The 18,848-nt window shown below is 29.8% G+C and carries 17 protein-coding genes and 1 riboswitch; of the genes, 3 read left to right on the top strand and 14 right to left on the bottom strand.

The genetic code is table 11. The features are described from left to right. Positions 1-379: 379 nt before the first annotated feature. The 9 genes from WBG30_RS06065 to WBG30_RS06025 all read right to left on the bottom strand — a co-directional run bounded on the left by WBG30_RS06065 (position 380) and on the right by WBG30_RS06025 (position 11,658). Entirely contained in the window at positions 380-2,359 is a 1,980-nt protein-coding gene (locus WBG30_RS06065; RefSeq protein ID WP_424503751.1) for an LTA synthase family protein, read from the bottom strand. A 28-nt stretch (positions 2,360-2,387) separates the two neighbouring features. Further along, on the bottom strand, positions 2,388-3,338 hold the full coding sequence (locus tag WBG30_RS06060) for a hypothetical protein (RefSeq protein ID WP_424503750.1): 951 nt from the start codon (positions 3,336-3,338) through the stop codon (positions 2,388-2,390). Continuing rightward, entirely contained in the window at positions 3,338-4,366 is a 1,029-nt protein-coding gene (locus WBG30_RS06055; protein WP_424503752.1) for a rod shape-determining protein, read from the bottom strand. The genes WBG30_RS06060 and WBG30_RS06055 overlap by 1 nt, the downstream gene beginning before the upstream one ends. 187 nt (positions 4,367-4,553) lie before the next feature. Next, positions 4,554-4,946 (bottom strand): Mini-ribonuclease 3, encoded by a 393-nt coding sequence (locus WBG30_RS06050; RefSeq protein WP_424503749.1) that lies wholly within the window; start codon positions 4,944-4,946, stop codon positions 4,554-4,556. Beyond that, positions 4,934-6,427, bottom strand: coding sequence for a cysteine--tRNA ligase (gene cysS, locus WBG30_RS06045; RefSeq protein WP_424503748.1), 1,494 nt, complete (start codon positions 6,425-6,427; stop codon positions 4,934-4,936). Before cysS ends, WBG30_RS06050 begins: the two co-directional genes overlap by 13 nt. Further along, complete coding sequence (locus WBG30_RS06040; protein ID WP_424503747.1) at positions 6,420-7,688, bottom strand: hypothetical protein; 1,269 nt, start codon at positions 7,686-7,688, stop codon at positions 6,420-6,422. Before WBG30_RS06040 ends, cysS begins: the two co-directional genes overlap by 8 nt. A 105-nt stretch (positions 7,689-7,793) precedes the next feature. Continuing rightward, entirely contained in the window at positions 7,794-8,609 is an 816-nt protein-coding gene (locus tag WBG30_RS06035) for a nitrilase-related carbon-nitrogen hydrolase (RefSeq protein WP_424503746.1), read from the bottom strand. Between the two features lie 35 nt (positions 8,610-8,644). Next, positions 8,645-9,340, bottom strand: a complete 696-nt coding sequence (ispD, locus tag WBG30_RS06030; protein WP_424503745.1) for a 2-C-methyl-D-erythritol 4-phosphate cytidylyltransferase — start codon at positions 9,338-9,340, stop codon at positions 8,645-8,647. Then, positions 9,316-11,658 (bottom strand): endonuclease MutS2, encoded by a 2,343-nt coding sequence (locus WBG30_RS06025; protein WP_424503744.1) that lies wholly within the window; start codon positions 11,656-11,658, stop codon positions 9,316-9,318. Before WBG30_RS06025 ends, ispD begins: the two co-directional genes overlap by 25 nt. Positions 11,659-11,832: 174 nt before the next feature. Between WBG30_RS06025 and rpmB the strand changes: the two genes are divergently transcribed. The 3 genes from rpmB (at position 11,833) to WBG30_RS06010 (ending at position 13,032) form a co-directional block, all read left to right on the top strand. Then, the gene (rpmB, locus tag WBG30_RS06020; protein WP_424503743.1) at positions 11,833-12,090 is read left to right on the top strand and encodes a 50S ribosomal protein L28; all 258 of its coding nucleotides are present in this window, start codon (positions 11,833-11,835) and stop codon (positions 12,088-12,090) included. A gap of 145 nt (positions 12,091-12,235) precedes the next feature. Continuing rightward, complete coding sequence (locus WBG30_RS06015; protein WP_424503742.1) at positions 12,236-12,625, top strand: DUF2721 domain-containing protein; 390 nt, start codon at positions 12,236-12,238, stop codon at positions 12,623-12,625. Then, the gene (locus WBG30_RS06010; RefSeq protein WP_424503741.1) at positions 12,616-13,032 is read left to right on the top strand and encodes a DUF2721 domain-containing protein; all 417 of its coding nucleotides are present in this window, start codon (positions 12,616-12,618) and stop codon (positions 13,030-13,032) included. Before WBG30_RS06015 ends, WBG30_RS06010 begins: the two co-directional genes overlap by 10 nt. A 56-nt stretch (positions 13,033-13,088) precedes the next feature. Here WBG30_RS06010 and WBG30_RS06005 read toward each other — a convergent pair whose 3' ends face one another. The 5 genes from WBG30_RS06005 to WBG30_RS05985 all read right to left on the bottom strand — a co-directional run bounded on the left by WBG30_RS06005 (position 13,089) and on the right by WBG30_RS05985 (position 18,690). Further along, positions 13,089-13,286 (bottom strand): hypothetical protein, encoded by a 198-nt coding sequence (locus WBG30_RS06005; protein WP_424503740.1) that lies wholly within the window; start codon positions 13,284-13,286, stop codon positions 13,089-13,091. Positions 13,287-13,417: 131 nt separating this feature from the next. Beyond that, complete coding sequence (locus WBG30_RS06000; RefSeq protein ID WP_424503739.1) at positions 13,418-13,951, bottom strand: HdeD family acid-resistance protein; 534 nt, start codon at positions 13,949-13,951, stop codon at positions 13,418-13,420. Positions 13,952-14,196: 245 nt separating this feature from the next. Beyond that, complete coding sequence (locus WBG30_RS05995) at positions 14,197-15,189, bottom strand: glycosyltransferase family 9 protein (RefSeq protein ID WP_424503738.1); 993 nt, start codon at positions 15,187-15,189, stop codon at positions 14,197-14,199. 96 nt (positions 15,190-15,285) lie between these two features. After that, on the bottom strand, positions 15,286-17,022 hold the full coding sequence (locus WBG30_RS05990; protein ID WP_424503737.1) for a Na+/H+ antiporter NhaC family protein: 1,737 nt from the start codon (positions 17,020-17,022) through the stop codon (positions 15,286-15,288). A gap of 124 nt (positions 17,023-17,146) precedes the next feature. Continuing rightward, positions 17,147-17,321: riboswitch (Lysine riboswitch) on the bottom strand. 70 nt (positions 17,322-17,391) lie between these two features. Beyond that, a complete protein-coding gene (locus WBG30_RS05985) occupies positions 17,392-18,690 on the bottom strand; it encodes a YeeE/YedE family protein (protein WP_424503736.1) in 1,299 nt (432 codons plus the stop codon). Positions 18,691-18,848: the final 158 nt, after the last annotated feature.

The raw sequence follows: 18,848 nt of genomic DNA, 5'->3' as shown, positions 1-18,848 counted from the left end.
TCAATATATTTTTATAGTGGTTCTTTCCACTGTACACCTTAATCGATTGTTTAAAACAAAGTTTTAAACGACAATTGAGTTTTTAATTTACACTTTCTTTCTCTATTTAATTGCTAATGTCCTATTGGTTGTCTCGCTTAAGGTCACTTTCGCTTTCCCTTGCGGACAAAAAGAAGTATACCGTGTTTACAGCTTTTCGTCAAGAGTTTTTTTGTTTTTTTCTTTATTATTGTTTTATGATCACCATAGTTTTCCCAAAAACCTAACAAAATCAAAGTTAGTCCCTTGTTATCCTAATTTTTTCAAAACCTCTAAATTGACGTGAAATTAATTACATTAACTTAAAGGTTTTTATGACTCCTAATATCAGATCATTTAATTAATAATTTTCTTTTCCAAAAGTCCCTTCTTTTTCCTGTTTTATAGATAGTTCTAAAAATGTTCTAGTTTTTTTTCTATAATCTGCTAAATCAATCTCTTTTACTACTTTATTATCTTTTTTTCTTAAAAGCTTATCTTTTTTCCCAACTATATCTTCTATATAAATATAATCTTTATCTATAATACCTACATATTGAGTATCAACTACATAGGCAAATTCTTTTTTATTCCCTTTTAAAAGTAGGTTTTTTCCCCATGTAGCATGTTCATACTCTCCTCCTAATATCCCCATGAGAGTTGGTAATATATCTGATTGAGAACCCAACGTATCAATTATTTGTGGTTTCACCATTTTTTTATTAGGACTCCATATCAATAATGGGTTAGTAAATTTTTTCCAATCTATTTCAACTGGGACACCCCTATCCGCACCATGATCTGCTACAAATATAAATATAGTATTTTTAGCCCACTCTTTATTCTTAACAGAATCTGTAAATCTACCAACAGCATAATCTGCAAAAGCAACTCCGTCATATTTTTTATACATTTTTGGATACTTTACTTTACTGTGAGTTTTAAATTTGTCTGGCACATCATAAGGCGAGTGATTACTTAAAGTAAATGCTTCTACAAAAAATGGTTGTTTTAGTTTTTTTAGATCATCACTTATCTTATCAAACACCTTATCGTCAGGTACTCCCCAAGCAATAGTCTTGTCTTTTTTAGAAAAACTTTTCATACCACAAATCTTATCAATACCACTTCTTACTAGAAATGCTTTCATATTATCAAATTCAATATCTCCACCATAATAGAAACTAGTATTATACCCACGTTTTTTTAGTATATCAGGTATAGAATAAAAAGTTCTCCTCCCTACTATAGCTTTTTTTATTAAGGCTTGCCCATAACTGGACGGGTATCCAGTAATTGCACTAACTATTCCTCTATTAGATCTTTTTCCTGTAGAATAAATATTTTTAAAAACAATACCCTCTTTTGCTAATCTATCATAATTAGGAGTTAGATCAGGCTCATATCCCAAAGCTCCTACATTTGATCCCATAAAACTTTCCATTAAAACCATCACTACATTTGGTTTTATTACAGGTTTTTGTGTATTAGTAATTCTTCTCAATACGTTTTCACCAGGTAGATAAATATCTTGTGACTGTGTCACATAACTCCTCACATTAGTTTTTAGTTCATCTGGTGTAAATCTCTTTTTTATAGAATTGGCGTCACTCGACTTCATATTTCTGTTCACATCTACCGATTGCAATAATGCAAACACTCCATTAAGTGCTATTTGATTAGAAAAATAATTTTGAGAAAATTCAGCCCTTCCCCAAGTAAGAGTAGCTCCTGTTATTCCACCTCTGGCACTTATTACAAAAATTGGTATAACCACAATAATAATTAGAGACGATTTTATTGTTTCTAAACAATTAAATTTTAAATTCTTATTACCAACTTTATTAAAATTAATTACTGAACAAACAATATAGGTTGTAACTATCAATAAAAACCATAAAATAATTTTTATAACAGGATATTCCATCCAAAACGTTAACCAAATTTCATTCATGTGACCTGTATACCCAAAAACTGTAACATCTGCATGATGAGTAAATGTATTATAATACCAAATATCCAAGATCATTATAGTAAAAAAAATAATTCCTATTATTAAAGAATATAGATAAGACAAATATCTACCCACTATCTCTAATTTTATTAACGATAAAACTTTGTATAATATATACATAACTAATGATCCCAAAATAATATAAGAACTTAGAGCACTATCAAATATCAACCCATTTTTAAAACTTCCGATATAATCTCTATAATCTCCTCTATCTTTTAAAGGAATATTTACATATATAAATAACAACTTATTTATTGTTATCAAAACTAAAATTAACAAATATTGATAGACTATATACTTAACTAATCCGATTTTCTCTTTCATAAACTTAATTTTTCTCCTTTTCTTTAACTTAAAAACTCAAAAAAAACAAAGTTAAAGCTGCTTGAGTGTTGATGTTGTGTCTCAACCCATGTTTCAACTCTATTAACTTTTCTGTGTATTTAGGTGTTTTTAATCTCACTATAAATATATGCATAATTTCTTCGGTCACTTTTCTCTCGTGTGATTTATTTTCTACTAGTTTATCATCCTGTAAGCTAGACAGTAAGTCAAAAGCTATAGAAAGTTTTTCTGATTTTTTGATTTTTTTTACATTGTGTATGTAGTCATCTATGGATTTTAATAGGTCAACCTTATGTTTCAGTTTTTTTTCTGTAAGATATAAATTAAGATACTCTCCTAAAGTGGAATAAGACTTAATCTCGTTAAGATCAAATCTCTCCTCTTTCCATTCTAATATATCTTTCATATTTCCCATAAAAAAATTATATACTTTTTCAGTTACTCCTAAAATTTCTGCCGAAGGTTTAGCAACTTTAACCACAATAGATCTAGACAAAATTGTTGGCAAAACATTTAAAGTGTTAGATACCAATATAAAAAACGTTCCTTTGGGAGGTTCTTCCATTATTTTTAAAAGAGCATTTGCAGAGTATTTATTCATACTCTCAATATCTTTTATAATAAAAACTTTCTTTCTCCCCTCATAACTAGAACTAGAAGCTTTGTATATGGTATTTTTTATCTTATCTATTCCGACTTTACTTTCTCCTTGTAGAAGACCAACGATCTCTAAATCAGCATAGTTTCCATGTTTTATCTTTTTACATACCTCACAAACACCACAATAATTGTTCTCTAACTCTGGACAATTCATAGCCATGGTAAAAGCCATAGCTAATCCTAACAAATCTATTCCTTTGTCCCCGTAAAAAAGATATGTTCCCGCTTCTTTATTTTGTCTCAATTCATTTTTTAGAAACGATTTAACTTCATCTCCAAAAATCAAGCTATTAAGCATTATCTTTCAGCCTTCTCAATTTTTCTAAGAACAGCTAATTTATCAAGAGCTAGTCCAGCTCCTAAAACTACTGCTTCTAAAGCATTTTCAGCTAAAACAACATTTAAAAGAGTATTTTTAGATAATAATTCTGGGAAATTTCTAATCATTGAACCTCCACCTGCCATAACTATTCCTTTGTCTACTATATCAGCTGATAATTCTGGTGGTGTTTTTTCCAATACTTGCTTAACACTAGTTACTATAGCATCTAAAGAATCTTTTATGGCCTCTAACACTTCACTAGAGTTTATTTCCAATGGTTTTGGTAATCCAGTCATAAGATCTCTTCCTTTAATTATCATCGTTTCATCCACTTCTAAAGGAATTGCAGTACCTATCTTAATCTTGATCTCTTCAGCAGTTTTTTCTCCGATCAACAAATTATGTCTTCTCTTTATATATTTTATAATATCTTCATCAAAGTTGTTTCCTGCAATTCTAATAGATTTACTTACAATAGTTCCGCCTAGTGAAATTACAGCTATATCTGTAGAACCTCCACCAATATCCACTATCATATTTCCTTCAGGAGCAGATATATCTATTCCCGCTCCTAAAGCAGCAGCTCTTGCTTCTTCTATTAGATATGCTCTCTTTGCTCCTGCTGAAATTGCAGCTTCTAATACAGCTCTTTTTTCTACTCCAGTCACTTCGATAGGTACACAGATCATTACCTCTGGCAATACCATATTAAATTTACCAAATACTTTTTTGATGAAATACTTTATCATCGCTTCCGTAATATCATAATCAGCTATAACTCCCTCTCTCAAAGGTCTTACTGCCATTATATGATCAGGTGTTTTACCTAACATATCTTTCGCTTCTTTTCCTACTGCTAAAACCTTTTTAGTTTCTCTATCCACAGCCACTACAGATGGTTCATTCAATACAATCTCTTCTTTTTGCTTATTGTATACCAACGTGTTTGCAGTTCCAAGATCTATCCCTATACTCTTTTGAAATTTAAAGCCCGGAAAACTCATATTAAATTTAAATTTACTTTTTTTCTTCATCTTTTTTTTCTCATCTCCTTTTTTAATATTATTTTCTTCTGCTTGTATAGAGAACTCGTTAATTTCCCTCTCGATTTCTCTGTTTTCAACTTTTTCTATTTTTTCTGCTACTTTTATTTCTATTGGATTTACATGATTTCTCTTTATAGTTCTTTTTTTATTTTTCATCATTTTTCTTTTCAAATACATAATTTTCTATAATTCCTTCTATTATATCTTCCCTTTTATTTATATAACACATGGCAATCAACGCTTCAAAAGCTGTTGCATTTTTATATTCTTTCATAGTGCATGATTTTGGAAAAGTTGAAATTTTTGAATTTCTAGCTCTTCTAGCACAGGCTCTATATTCCTCTTCTAATTCATCTACAACACTTAGATATATTTTACTCTGTGCCACAGCACTTACGTGAGCCTTCACTAATTTATTAAGATCTTTAACTTTAAGGTTTCTTACTATAAATTTTTCTCTAAGTCTTAATTCCCATACAGCATCTCCTAAGTATGCTAGTGCTAACCCATTTAATTCTTTTATCCTTATATTTTCCATGTAGTTTTTTCCCTTCCGTCCTTTATTTGCACACCAATTTTAGCCATCTTATTTCTAATTTCATCCGATAAGGCAAAGTTTCTATCTTTTTTAGCTGTCTTTCTTTTCTCTATTAAAAATTCTATCAATTCTACAGTTATATTTTCTTTATTAAATTCAGATGGTTTTTCTATATTGACCTCTTTTAAAAGTTTAAGTAATTCCGAAGTTAGATCTTTTATTTGTTTTTCTACTACAATCTCTACTCCTAATACATCTATTAAAGTAGTTTTCATAAATGTATATATGTCTTTCAACACTTCTTTAGCATCATTATTAAGTTTTTGCTCCATAGATTTATTGGCTTCTTTTATAAGCTCGAACAACACACCTATAGCTTGAGCAGTATTAAAATCATCATCCATAGCTTCTACAAATCTTATTTTAGAACTTTCTAAAATAGCCTTTAATTCTAAACCATCGTTGCCTTCAGATGAATTTTCAGTATCTAATTTTTCTAATATAGCCAACATACTATTTTCAATTCTTTTTATTGCACTCTTAGCCATATTTAACTCTGTTTCAGAAAAATCAATTGGTTTTCTATAATGAGATGAAAGTGTAAAGAATCTAACAACTTTCCCTTCATAATCTTCTAAAATTTCACGAAGTAAGAAAAAATTCCCTTTAGATTTAGACATTTTTTCACCTTTAATATTGATATAACCGTTATGAATCCAGTATCTAGCATAGTCTCCACCGTAAGAACATTTTGATTGTGCTATCTCATTTTCATGATGTGGGAATATAAGATCTTGTCCACCACCATGGATATCAAATGAAGCCCCTAAATATTTTTTACTCATTGCACTACACTCAATATGCCATCCTGGTCTACCTTTCCCCCAAGGCGATCCCCAAGAAAGTTCCCCTTCTTTAGCTGTTTTCCATAGAGCAAAATCCACAGATGATTTTTTTATATCAGTTATTTCTATTCTAGCTCCGGCTTTTAAATCTTCTATTTTTTGCCCAGATAACTCACCATAGTTTTCTTTGTATTTCTCTACATCAAAATACACATCTCCATGAGATTCATAAGCGTACCCTTTACTTTCAAATATTTTAATAGATTTTATCATCTCTTTGATATGATCAGTAGCTTTAGGTCTTATCATTCCCTCTTCTTTTAAGTTTATTTTTTTTGTATCTTGAAGATAAGCTGCAATATATTTATCAGCGATGTCTTTTACTGTTACCCCTTCGGTATTAGCTTTTTCTATCATCTTATCATCTACATCTGTAAAATTTTGTACATATGTAACTTTAAAATCTCTATATTCAAAATATCTTCTCACTGTATCAAAGAAGATAGCAGGCCTTGCATTTCCAATATGAATATAGTTATATACTGTTGGTCCACAAACATACATTTTCACTATACCAGGTTCTATAGGAACAAATTCTTCTAGTTTTTTAGTAAGTGTATTGTGTATTTTAATCATTTTTTTCTCCCTCCATCCTATTATATATTTCAAGTAACTCCTCGTCTGTTATGGTAGTTCTTATTTTTATCTTATTCTTTTCTACTTTTCCACCCATATCTATATATATATCTTTTAATACTGGATTATATAACCCTAGATTTAAAGACATATTTATAAATTCATCTTTGGGAGGAGTTATTGAACCCTCTGACATGATTCCATTATAGTAGATAACATTGTCTTTTATCTCAATAGTTTCTCCATTACCTAGAATATATTTATCTCCACTTTTTTTTGCAAATATTTCTATAAGTCTTTTAAAATCTTTCACTTCTTTTACAGGTAAAAGCATTTGATTTTTAACATAATCATAGATTATTTCACCATCTACTTTATCCATATAATCTTCAAAATCTTTCCCTGTAAATACTTTTATTAGAGATAACATTGAATTTATTTCTGAATTCATATTTCCTTTTATCAATGACGCCAAACCTTTGAAATCGGTGTTAGTGATATAAATCTTATTTTCACCCATATATTTAGCAAACTTTCTATCTTTTTTCTCTATTCCGTTAAGATATTTTGAAAATTCCAAATCACCATATAAGTATCCATTCATAGATAGCTTATTCTTTTCATAATCTACATTTATCTTCAAACTTTTTAGCCCCTGAGCTAAACCTTCTAAATCGATCACTGCTTCTCCTAAAGTATCACCTTTCATCTTAGAAGATATATTTTTATTTATTTCTTTTTTTACAAGTAATTTCATATAATCAGATAATTTCATCACATCATCCGATATAAAATAATATCCTTTATAATTAGTCATATAGATTTTTTTATCCATATCATAATCTTTTTCTAGTTGTTTTTGATAGATTTTTTTTAGAGAAAAATAATTTTTCCCTAGATCATCAAAATATTCCCCTTGTTTAAACTTAGCAATAGGATATAACCATCCTAAATTTATAACCATTATTTCTTTGTCCTCATCTTGATTCATATTCTCAAAATCACTGTAATAAATAAGATCTAAACCTTTTATATATTTTGTCCACTTTTTAGCTTCTTCAAGGTTTATTTGAGTAGATTTTTCATAGAGGTCATAATATTTATTTACTTTTTTACTGTTTAAGTCTCCAATAGATATAACGGCCTTACTTTCTTTTATTATCAACCTCTCGTGAGACAATTGAAAAGTTAGGAAATAAAACCCTAATAATATTATTATTAAAACTATTATTCCTATTATATTTTTTAAAATTTTATTCATAATGAAAGTCCTCCCATATATTTTACCAAAACTAACAACTTGTGAGTAGGGATAATTCATGAGTTTTCCCTTTATAATTTGATGGTTTTTCATTAAATTTATTAGTTATCCGATTATTCTCTTTAAACTGCTCATAACTAATTCTGGTTTTTCATCTCTCATTACAGGATTGTTTATTCTAGATCTTCTTAAATCCCTCTTATCTAAGTTAGCTATTATCATTTCCTCTTCAAAATTTTTAGCTTCGCTTAAAATATCTCCATTGGGAGAATATACCCTAGATCCACCAAAAAAGTTTACTCCATCTTCATATCCTACCCTGTGGGCAAAGATATAAAAACTTGTGAGTAATTTAGAATAAGTCTTCATCATTTCATCCCAAGTATGATTAGGAGATAACTTTGTTCCTTGCGCTCCCCTTGAGGGACTATTTACTAAGGTAAATACATAATCGGCTCCATCCATACTCAAAATATAAGGATTTGAAAGGTGCCAAGCATCTTCACAAATTAATATACCAAATCTACCAAATTTAGTATCAAATGCTTTTATTTCATTTCCAGATTTCAGATACCGTCCTTCATCGAAAAGACCATAGGTAGGTAGATAAACCTTTCTATGTGTATGTTGTAATTTCCCGTCTTCTAAATAGAAAGCAGAATTATAATAATAGTAATCCTTACTCTCCTCAATGCCACCAAATAAAATACTTATCTTTTTACTTAGTTCGTAAAATTCTTCTGGGATTCCTGCTACATCATAGGTTAATTCTTCCAAGAGATATCCAGTCAAAGATAATTCTGGAAAAACTACTAGTTCTATCCCTTTTTCTATAGCATCTTCTATATATGATATCATCTTTATCTTATTTTTTTCTACATTCCCTAGTGTTGGGTTTATTTGTGCTACTCCTAATTTCATGCTCCACTCCTTTTATTTTTCCACTGATTTATATTTTATTTAGAAAAAATTAATAGATCTTCTGGTGTAGTTATCTTTATGTTTTCATAACTTCCCAAGATTGTTCCCACAGATCCTCCAAATTTTTCCACTAAGGAAGAATCATCTGTCCCTAAAAAATTTTGTTTTTTAGCTTCTTCATAACTTCTATGCAAAATTTCTCCTCTAAACACTTGAGGAGTCTGAGCTGCAAAGAGACAATCTCTTGTAGGAGTCTCTACTATCTCTCCTTTTGAGTTTATTACCTTTATAGTATCTTTTACAGGCATTCCTATAACTACCCCATCCAAATTAGGTTCCATCATGAGTTTAGTATAAGAATCCTCTATATATCTTTCTTCTATAAACGGTCTTACTCCATCTTGAACTCCGATTATGCTTTCTTTTGGAAGTTTTTCCAGTGCATTATAGATAGAGTCTTGTCGCTCTTTTCCACCACCAACTACATCTATAACCTTGTTTACTTTAAAGGTTTGGCACATTTTTTTCACTTCATATATATATTCTTTATTGGTAACAACTACAATTCCTGTTACCTTTTGATTTTTTTCAATCATTTCTAGAGTCCTTATAAATATTGGTTTTCCTTCTACCTCTAAAAATTGCTTAGGATAATCAAGCCCCATTCTCTTCCCAACTCCTGCTGCTGCTACAATATAATAATAATCTATTTCAGCGTCACTACTGTGCATCCTAATCCACCTTCATTCATATTTGCGTCTCTAAAGCTAGCTACATATCTACACGATTTAAGATATTCCTGTATTCCCTTTCTTAACTGTCCAGTTCCTTTTCCGTGAACTACTTGAACATCGGTATATCCATTTAATGTAGCTCTATCCATATAGTTTTCTAGTTCATTGATTGCTTCATCTACCATTTGACCTCTTAGATCAATCTTATAAGTTGCACTACTTCCTTTATGACTATGCATCTTAGTATAAGTTTTTTTCTTTTCATCTTTCATGATCCCTATATCTTCTAACGAAACTACCATTTTTAAAATTCCTGCTTGTACTTGAGCCTGATCCTTATTCATGAATAAACGAAGAATAATTGCGTGCTGTTTCAAACTTTTTACAAAAACTTTGTCTCCTACACCATAAGATATTTTTCTAACAACTTTCGGTTTCATCATTAGTTTTCTCTTTTTTTCTTCCACCATGGAACTTTTCAACATATTTAAACTTTTTTGAACATCTTTTACATCATCTTTTTTATTGTCTTCACTTTGAATTTTATCAACTAAAGCTTTGGCTTTAGCTTGCATATTTTTCATCATTTGTTCTGATTCTTTAAATGCTTTTTCTAGTATTTCTTGTTTTTCTTTTTCAAATATTCTTACTTTTTCAGCATATTGATCTCTTAGTTTTCCCGCTTCTAATTTTAATTTTTTTACCTCATCATTGGATTTTTCCAACTCATCCGATTGTTCTTTTATATTAGTTATCATTCCTTCTACTTTTTTATCATCATCACTTATATAACTTTTTGCTTTTTCAATTACTTCTGGCAGAATTCCTAGTCTTTTAGCAATGGTAAGAGCGTTACTTTCTCCTGGAATCCCCATAAGTAATCTATATGTAGGAGATAATGTTTCAGCATCAAATTCCATAGATGCTGTTTCTATCCCCTCCTCATTATATCCGTGAGCTTTTACCTCACTGTAATGAGTTGATATCATAGATTTACATTTCTTTTCTTTAAGATAATCTATTACTGCCATAGCAAATGCCGATCCCTCTATAGGATCCGTTCCTGAACCCAACTCATCTAATAAAACTAAACTTGCTTTAGTCACTCCCACTAAGATAGTTTGAATATTTTTTAAATGCGCTGAAAAAGATGATAGATTCTGCTCAATACTTTGTTCGTCTCCTATATCAGCATAGATACCACTAAAATATCCTATATCTGTTTTATCACTTGCTGTAATCGGTATTCCAGATAATGTCATAACCGTCAACAAACCTGCTGTTTTTAAAGCTACTGTTTTACCTCCGGTATTTGGCCCAGTAATCAATAAACTATTATATTTTTTTCCCAATTCAAAAGTTAATGGTACTACCTCTCTAGGGTTTATCAATGGATGCCTTCCTTCTACAATAGAAATATATTCCCTCTGATTTAATTTAGGAATTATACATTTATTGTCTAACCCATAACTACATTTAGCGTTTAAATGATCCAAAACTAAAAGAGCTTCTCCTACTTGAGTTAATCCATCTAAATTAGTTCTAAGGTTATCGGTAAGTACTAATAAGATCTTTCTTATTTCCTCTCTTTCTCTTACTTCTAATTCCCTCATTTTATTATTCAATGAAACAACACTTATAGGCTCTATAAATACTGTCTGGCCACTAGATGACCTATCGTGTTCTATTCCTTTAATCTGACCTTTAAAATCTGTTTTTACAGGTATTACACTCCTACCATCTCTTACCGTCACTATTTTTTCTTGGATAGCTTTAGCATATGTAGGGTTTGAAATAAGATCATCAAATTTTCTTTTTATATTACTTTGAATTAACTTTTTACTATACCTAAGATCTTTTAACTCAAGAGACGCTGTATCTTTTATTTCTTTTTGATTATCTATAACAGCCTCGATTAGCTCTTCTATCCCTTTATATGTAGGTGTATCTTTAAATCTCATGTGCAATCCTCTATATTTCCCTTCCAATTCTTGAAATTTAGTTTTTATTACTCTGAAAACCCTTAAATTTCTAGCAACATGATAAAGATCCTCTACATCTAAATAAGTCCCCATCAAACTGGTTTTTTTCAAGTATACCAATATATTTTTTATTTCTGAAAGTTCAATACCTCCATCATATTTCAGCATATCCATAAAATCTTGTACATTCTCTAATTCTTTCTTTACACTATTTATATCTTTCATAGGAATAACATCTAATATTTTCCCTTTGGTTTCGTCTAAAATAGCATACCCACTTATATTTTCTTTTACTTTATCAAACTCCAATACGTTTAAACTATGTTCATTCATTTTACTACCTCTTTATTTTTTTGACTTTTGTCTATATTTATACATTCTATTATATCATAAGAGTTTTTTTTTTTACAGGAAACTATATCTTTATTGTCGAAAAAACCTTGCTTTTTTACTTGCTATATGCTAAAATTTAAGCCGATGTTTTAATAAATAGGAGGTGCAATAATAATGAAAAGATGTGAAATCACTGGTAAAGGAATTACTTTCGGACACAGTATCTCTCATGCTCATAATATGAACAAGAGAATATGGAAACCAAACTTACAACCTGTTAAAGTTGAACTTAATGGTCAATTAACTAAAATAAAAGTTTGTGTTAAAATGTTAAGAGCTTTAAAAGCTGCAGATTCTGTTGAAATTGATAGAATTTTAAAGAAAAATGCTGATACTTTAAGCCCTAGAATCAACAAGATTTTAAGCAAGTAATAGCAATAAAAAAAAGACAGCCATTAAGGATCTGTCTTTTTTTATTACCTAATAAATAAAAATTTTGTATATTTCAAACTATCTTGATAAAATAAATTATAACTCAATAATTAAGTAAATAATTTTCAGCAAAGGGGGCAACTCTATGAACTATGCCATTCCAGCATTGTTATTTTCAGGAATTTCTATGTTTTTCAATGGTTATACAATTAGATATTTAAATATATCTAAGTTAATTAGAAATTTTCATAACCATCCAGATAAAGATTGTAATATCGAAGCTCAAATTTTAAATTTTAGACTACGATTAAAATATATTAAATGGATACAATTTTTTTCGGTATTTTCATTGTTTTTGGCCACTCTGTCTATATTTACTATTTTTTTTCAACATATTCAGGTGGGATGGATTTTATTTTTATTTTCCATGATCTGTTTTTTAATATCTCTCATTATTTCTGCCTTAGAAATTAAAATTTCTACAATAGCTTTAAACATTTCATTAAAAGATGGAGGCGACCAAAAATGCAGTTAACACTTACAACACCAGCATTAATTTTTTCTACTATTTCACTTCTGCTTTTAGCCTATACGAGTAGATTTATAGCCTTAGCTAATCTTATTAGATCATTACATAACCAAGCCTCACAAGAGCTAAGTAGAGTTGATATCCTAATGCCTCAAATAGAAAACTTGAAAATAAGGGTTAAAATTATAAAAAATATGCAATTAATAGGAATAATTTCTCTATTCTTTTGCGTTTTTTCTATGTTTTTAATATTTCTACAGCAAGTTATCTTAGCAGAATTCACTTTTGCAGGAAGTTTGATTCTACTTATGATCTCTCTTTTCCTTTCTGCTATAGAAATTAATATATCAGTAAAAGCGCTAAACATAGAATTAAGTCAGTGTGTAGGAGATCAGTGTAAATTAGTTAAATAAATGAATAACTTTTATAATATAAAAAAGAGCTTTTACTAAAAGCTCTTTTTCTTCATTTATTCACATAATGAATCCTCTAAAATGTTGATTTCACCTATTTGTGTTTTCTTTAATAACTTTTTCAAAAGTTCGTTATATTCAAGAATATTAAGAGAATCAATTTTAAGTTTATTATTTTCAACCTCAATCTCTAGTAATGCCCTAATTAATTTTACTTCTCTCAAATCTACTTTTAAATTTGCTGTATATTCCACGTTCATCACCTCAATTTAATTTTCAAATATAGTTTTCACAAGTAATATACATAAATTAACAAACTTTTCCTTTAAGACTTTGAAAATAATTCTAATATAAGTATTCATAAATTTATTGCCTCAAATAGGGGTTATTCCTCATACACTTTATTTATTCCCATTGTTATAATAAAAAGATCAACTCCACTAAAAATTATAAACCAAGCTATAACAAGAACTATTAGTTCTTTTGAAAATACAGGAATCATTATAAATAATATTCCAAATAATACACTTACAACTCCTGTTGATATATGAGGAATCTTAAGCTCACCTTTTCTTCCAAGTAAACTAGATATAACAAATAAACCTCTAACTAAAAGTAATATCCCAGTATAAATGATTAAATATATACTAGAAATAACTGGTGATGCAAAAATTGAAAAAGAAAAAATCAATTCTATAATTCCTAAAAATAAACTCATTCCCCAATTATACTTTGGATTCTTTAAATTTTTTATTCCATCTATAGAATTAACAATCCCACTTAATAAAAAGAAAACTCCTAAAACATAGATTAAATATATCGAAAATGCCACTGGATAGACAATCCCTGATATTCCTGTAACAGTATAAAGAATCGACAATAAATAGAGACCACCACACGCTTTTGTTCCTTTATTCATAATAATCTACCTCCTAAGTTGTTTTATAAAAATTACAACATCTAAGTTTCTGATTTTTTAGGCTCTATTTATATTATAGAAAACTAATGCATTATTTCCTTTAAATCTTGTTTTAATTTTGTTATATACTTTATAAATTTTATCTCAAAATTATAATTTTTCAGAGTAAATTAATGGTATTTTGATGACATTTCTTGCTAGTAAAATTTCTTAAAAATAAAAAACCGAGGATATTCCTCGATTCTTTATTTTTTTTCTATTCTTTCCATTATATCTTCAGCACTTATATTTTTCATACAATTAAAATGCTCTTTAGGGCATTTTTTATCTCCATGTAACGAACACGGGGAACACGGTTCGTTTCCATAGATTAAGACTCCTAATTCATCATATTCAAACATATTTGGATCTGTCGGGCCAAATATCACGTATGACTTAGTCTTGACTCCACGTCCAATATGAAATGGTCCTGAGTCGTTGGTTACTAAAAAATTTGCTTTGGATAACAAAGCTCCACTTTCCTTTAAACTTAGTTCCCCGGCTAGATTTATACATATATTTCCACTTTTTTTATTGATCTCCTCACATTCACCCTTCTCTTTAGAACTCCCTATTAAGATGATCTCTATCTGATATCTTTCTTTTATTAGTTTAGCTAACTTACCAAATCCCTCTACAGTCCATTTTTTAGTGTTTTTAGAAGCTCCTGGCGCAAACACTACATAATTTTTATAATTTTTTACTTTTTTTTCATCATTTTTAGAAAAATTAAACTCTATATTTTCTCCATTATAATTTATCCCTAAAACTTTGAAGGCATTAAAGTAATTTTTTACTATGGTATTATCAGCTCTATATTTAATTAACCCAGATTTTACAAGGATAGTTTTATATAATGATCTTTTTATATATCTAAAAGTTTTTTCTCCCAGAAAAAATGTGATCAATCGAGATCTTATTTTAGAATGTAGATCAAATACATAATCATAGTTATTTTCTTTTAATATCTTTGAAAATCTTCTTATATTTTTCACTCCATCATCTGTATCTTTTTTAAAGATAATTAAATTATCTATATTAGGATTTCCCACTATTGAATCTTTAAATTTATCTAACACTACAAAATCTATCTTTAAGTTCTTGTTTTTTTCCTTTAATTTTTTTAGGATTGGGGTGGTTAATATAACATCCCCTATAGAACTCAGCCTTATTATTAATATTCTCATTTTTTCCCCCAATCTACATTACACTAGTTTTTACTAATTTTATTATACCATAATTACAATTCAAAATAAAAAAAACCTAGTCAGTTTTATGACTAGGTTTACTAATTTTTATGCTAACTCAGATGCTTCTTCTATTTCTGTTGCCATCTCTACAGGTTTACCTACAAACCTTACAGTAAGTATCGTAGCTATTATAGCGATAGGTAACACGACATAGATAGATATACCCATTCCAACTGGTAGATACCCAAATAATACTGTTATAACTCCTACTACAAGTGCATATATAATTTGAGTTTTAACATGCTCTATATGATCACATTCAGCTCCCATAGATGAAAGGATCGTAGTATCAGATATTGGTGAGCAATGATCCCCAAAGATCGCCCCTGTAAGAACCGCTCCTATACTCATTACTATGTATGATGATAACGTCTCTCCTGATAACCCAGCTGCTCCACCTATAGCATTAGCTAATGGTATTGCTAATGGCATCAAGATCCCCATAGTTCCATATGATGTTCCTGTAGAAAAAGCAATAGCTGATCCCAATACAAATATAATAGATGGTAGAAGTGACTTTGGTATACTTCCAGCCAATGCATTTACTAGATATACTGATGTTCCTAATTCTTTGATTAAAGAAGTCAATGACCAAGCTAATAATAAAATAACCCCAGTGATTACCAATGATTTCATTCCGTGTACCCAAGTATCGATAGCTTCTGAAAATTTGAATATTTTCTTAGTTATTCCCATAACGATAGCAACTATAGACGCAAATAACGCTGCTTGAAATATTACAAGTGATGCGTCTGCACTCCCAAAAGTTTCTCTAATAGCATAAAATGATAGTGGAGCATTTTTTACAGTTTCAAGTACAGTCCCCTCTAAATAACCTTTTCCATTTAGATAGAAACCTACAAAAGAACCTACGATCAATACCATGATTGGTATGATAGCATTCCATATGTTTAATTCTACCCCTTCTTTAGGAGCAATTATAGCCGCTTCTTCTGGAGTAATTTTAGCTGCTGAACCACTTGTTACTTGACCAGTTGTTCTAGCTCTCTTTTCAGCCTTAGCCATAGGACCAAATTCTCTTAAGTAGTATGCTGTTGAAGCTACAAATATTAACATTAAGATATTATAAAATCTATATGGAATTGTTTGTACAAAGATGCTATATGCATTTATATTTTCCATTCCTATCAATGAATAGCCATCTTTTATTACTGATATCTCATATCCTACCCAAGTAGAAATTAGGGCTATTCCTGCAATTGGAGCTGCTGTTGAATCTATTATAAACGCTAATTTCTCTCTTGATATTCTCATCTTATCTGTTATAGGCCTCATAATTGGCCCTACAATAAGTGCGTTAGCATAGTCATCAAAGAATATAAATAATCCCATAACCCAAGTAATTAATTGAGCTGATCTAGGAGTTTTTGCTCTTTTAGCCAGAGCTTCTGCTACGGCTTTTGCTCCTCCCATTTTAGATATTAAAGCTACTAATCCACCGATAGTCAAACATTGTAAGACTATTCCTGCGTTCCATGAATCTGCCATAGATCCGATGATTCTATTTGTTATATCAGAAAATCCTCCTAAGAAACTAAATAAATAATTCTTCCCTTGAGTTATCCCCAATAAAAACGATCCTGAATATATTCCTATAAACAATGATAAAATCACATTTTTAGTAACAAAAGCTAAAACTATAGCTATAATTGGTGGAAGAAGTGTCCATGCACCTAAACTTAACGCTGACTCTGTCGAATCTGCTCCGAACCCTAAACTACTCATTACCCCTAACAATAATACAATTATTATACTTCTCACAATCTTTCCTCCTTAGTTATTGAAGAAAGGAGATCTTTTAACTCAAAAAAAGAGTTATCGGATCTCTACCGATAACTCTAATTTGCAAACCTATAATTATGTATAATAGGTTTTTATCTTAAAATCATTCGACAGCTCCCCATTATCATGTGATAATGACAGTCCTATAGATATTATCCATAGTCCCAACTTAAGATTTCGACAAATCTTAAATTTCGGCAAAACTTCCTTTCTTTTGGTCTCAAAATCTATCCGACTCCTCCAAAATACTTCTAAGGTTTGCAACCTCTATCTTCATTCATATATTTTTATGTTGAAACTAGTATATCTATTTAAGCTATATTTGTCAAACATATTTTTTCAATAATACTATTTTATTTTTACCGCTACTCTATTTCCTAAGATCCCTCCTCCTACTAATGCAGCAAAGAAAATCCATCCAGACAACGAGAAGTTTGCAATTGGAGTATATAGTGCTCCTACATTACAACCATTTGCAAGTCTTGTTCCTAATCCCATTAATATTCCACCCATTGCATATAGAGATGCTTGTTTGAATGTAATTTTAATCTCACTTGTTGCTGTGCTAGTAAATGTTCCAGCTAATAATAAACAAATTACTGTTCCTACCATGATTCCAACATTTTGAACATTGATTGGGTGGTTGAAAAATGGCATTGTATAGAATTTTACTGGGAAATTAGTAAAGTTAGATAACGATTCAGGTGATATTCCAAATATCATTAAGAATCTTCCAAACCACCATCCATAAGGTGTAGAAGCTCCCCATCCAGCTTTAGTTACACCCATTAATAATGTAAATATAACTGCTATTACTAACGCTCCCACTTTCATAGACCACGGTGTAACAAATAATCTTGTATATGTTTCTTCACTTAATAATTTAAATTCTTTATTACTATCTTTATCTTGTGTACTTATTTTAACTTGCTCTATTTCACTCGGTACTCCTGTAAAAGTTCCTGATACTCTTCTAGAAGATTCATATTTTTTAGATAGATATACTACAATTCCACAAAGTAATGAAGTTAATAAAACTGCTCCTAAATATCCATTTAATCCATCCCATTTAAATAAATCTGGGAAATAAACTCCATTATATAACTTTGCTCCTGTTTCAGATGTAAACCATGATTTTCTAATCCAATCTGTTGGAATTCCTGCTTCTGTTACCCAAGTTGCTGCTCTTTGGAAAGGGAATCCTAAGAAAACACCCATCCCGAAAAATATAAGAGTAACAAAACCTCTTGAAAATCCAGTAACTACGTCTGTTAAAACTCCTGATGCACAACAAACTGAGAATGTCATACCAAATCCAAACATGATTCCACCAAGAACTAACCCTGGGTTAATTTGATTTACCCAAAGATCATATGAACCAGCATCTGCGTTATAAAGAAATGCCGCTGATAAGATAGATGTTCCTAAAAACATATAAGCCAATACTCTCATTAATTTTGTAGACCCTGTATTATATGCTCTATTTACCGATCCTGCAAATCCCATAAATCCTCTAGTTAATGCATATCCAAATCCTGCTCCTGCTAGTAATCTAAAAAATAACATTGAGCTCCCTAGCATTGTTTTACCTATTATTAGTGTTAATAATAAAACTATTATTCCTGCTAAATTTTGACCTTTTTTCATTTTCAAACCTCCTAAAATAAATAATTAAATTTTGTATATTTTTTCACGTTATATACTTATAAAACTTAAGAGGAAGTTCTCCTTCCCCTTATTTTATTTTAAATTAATAATCTTTCATTAAAACTTTGTATTTTCTAAAGTTGCACAACAACCAACAC

The sequence above is a fragment of the Psychrilyobacter sp. genome (assembly GCF_049671765.1).
Taxonomy (GTDB): Bacteria; Fusobacteriota; Fusobacteriia; order Fusobacteriales; family Fusobacteriaceae; genus Psychrilyobacter.
Note: the sequence above shows the minus strand (reverse complement) of the source record. Positions and strands in the feature narration are given on the sequence as shown.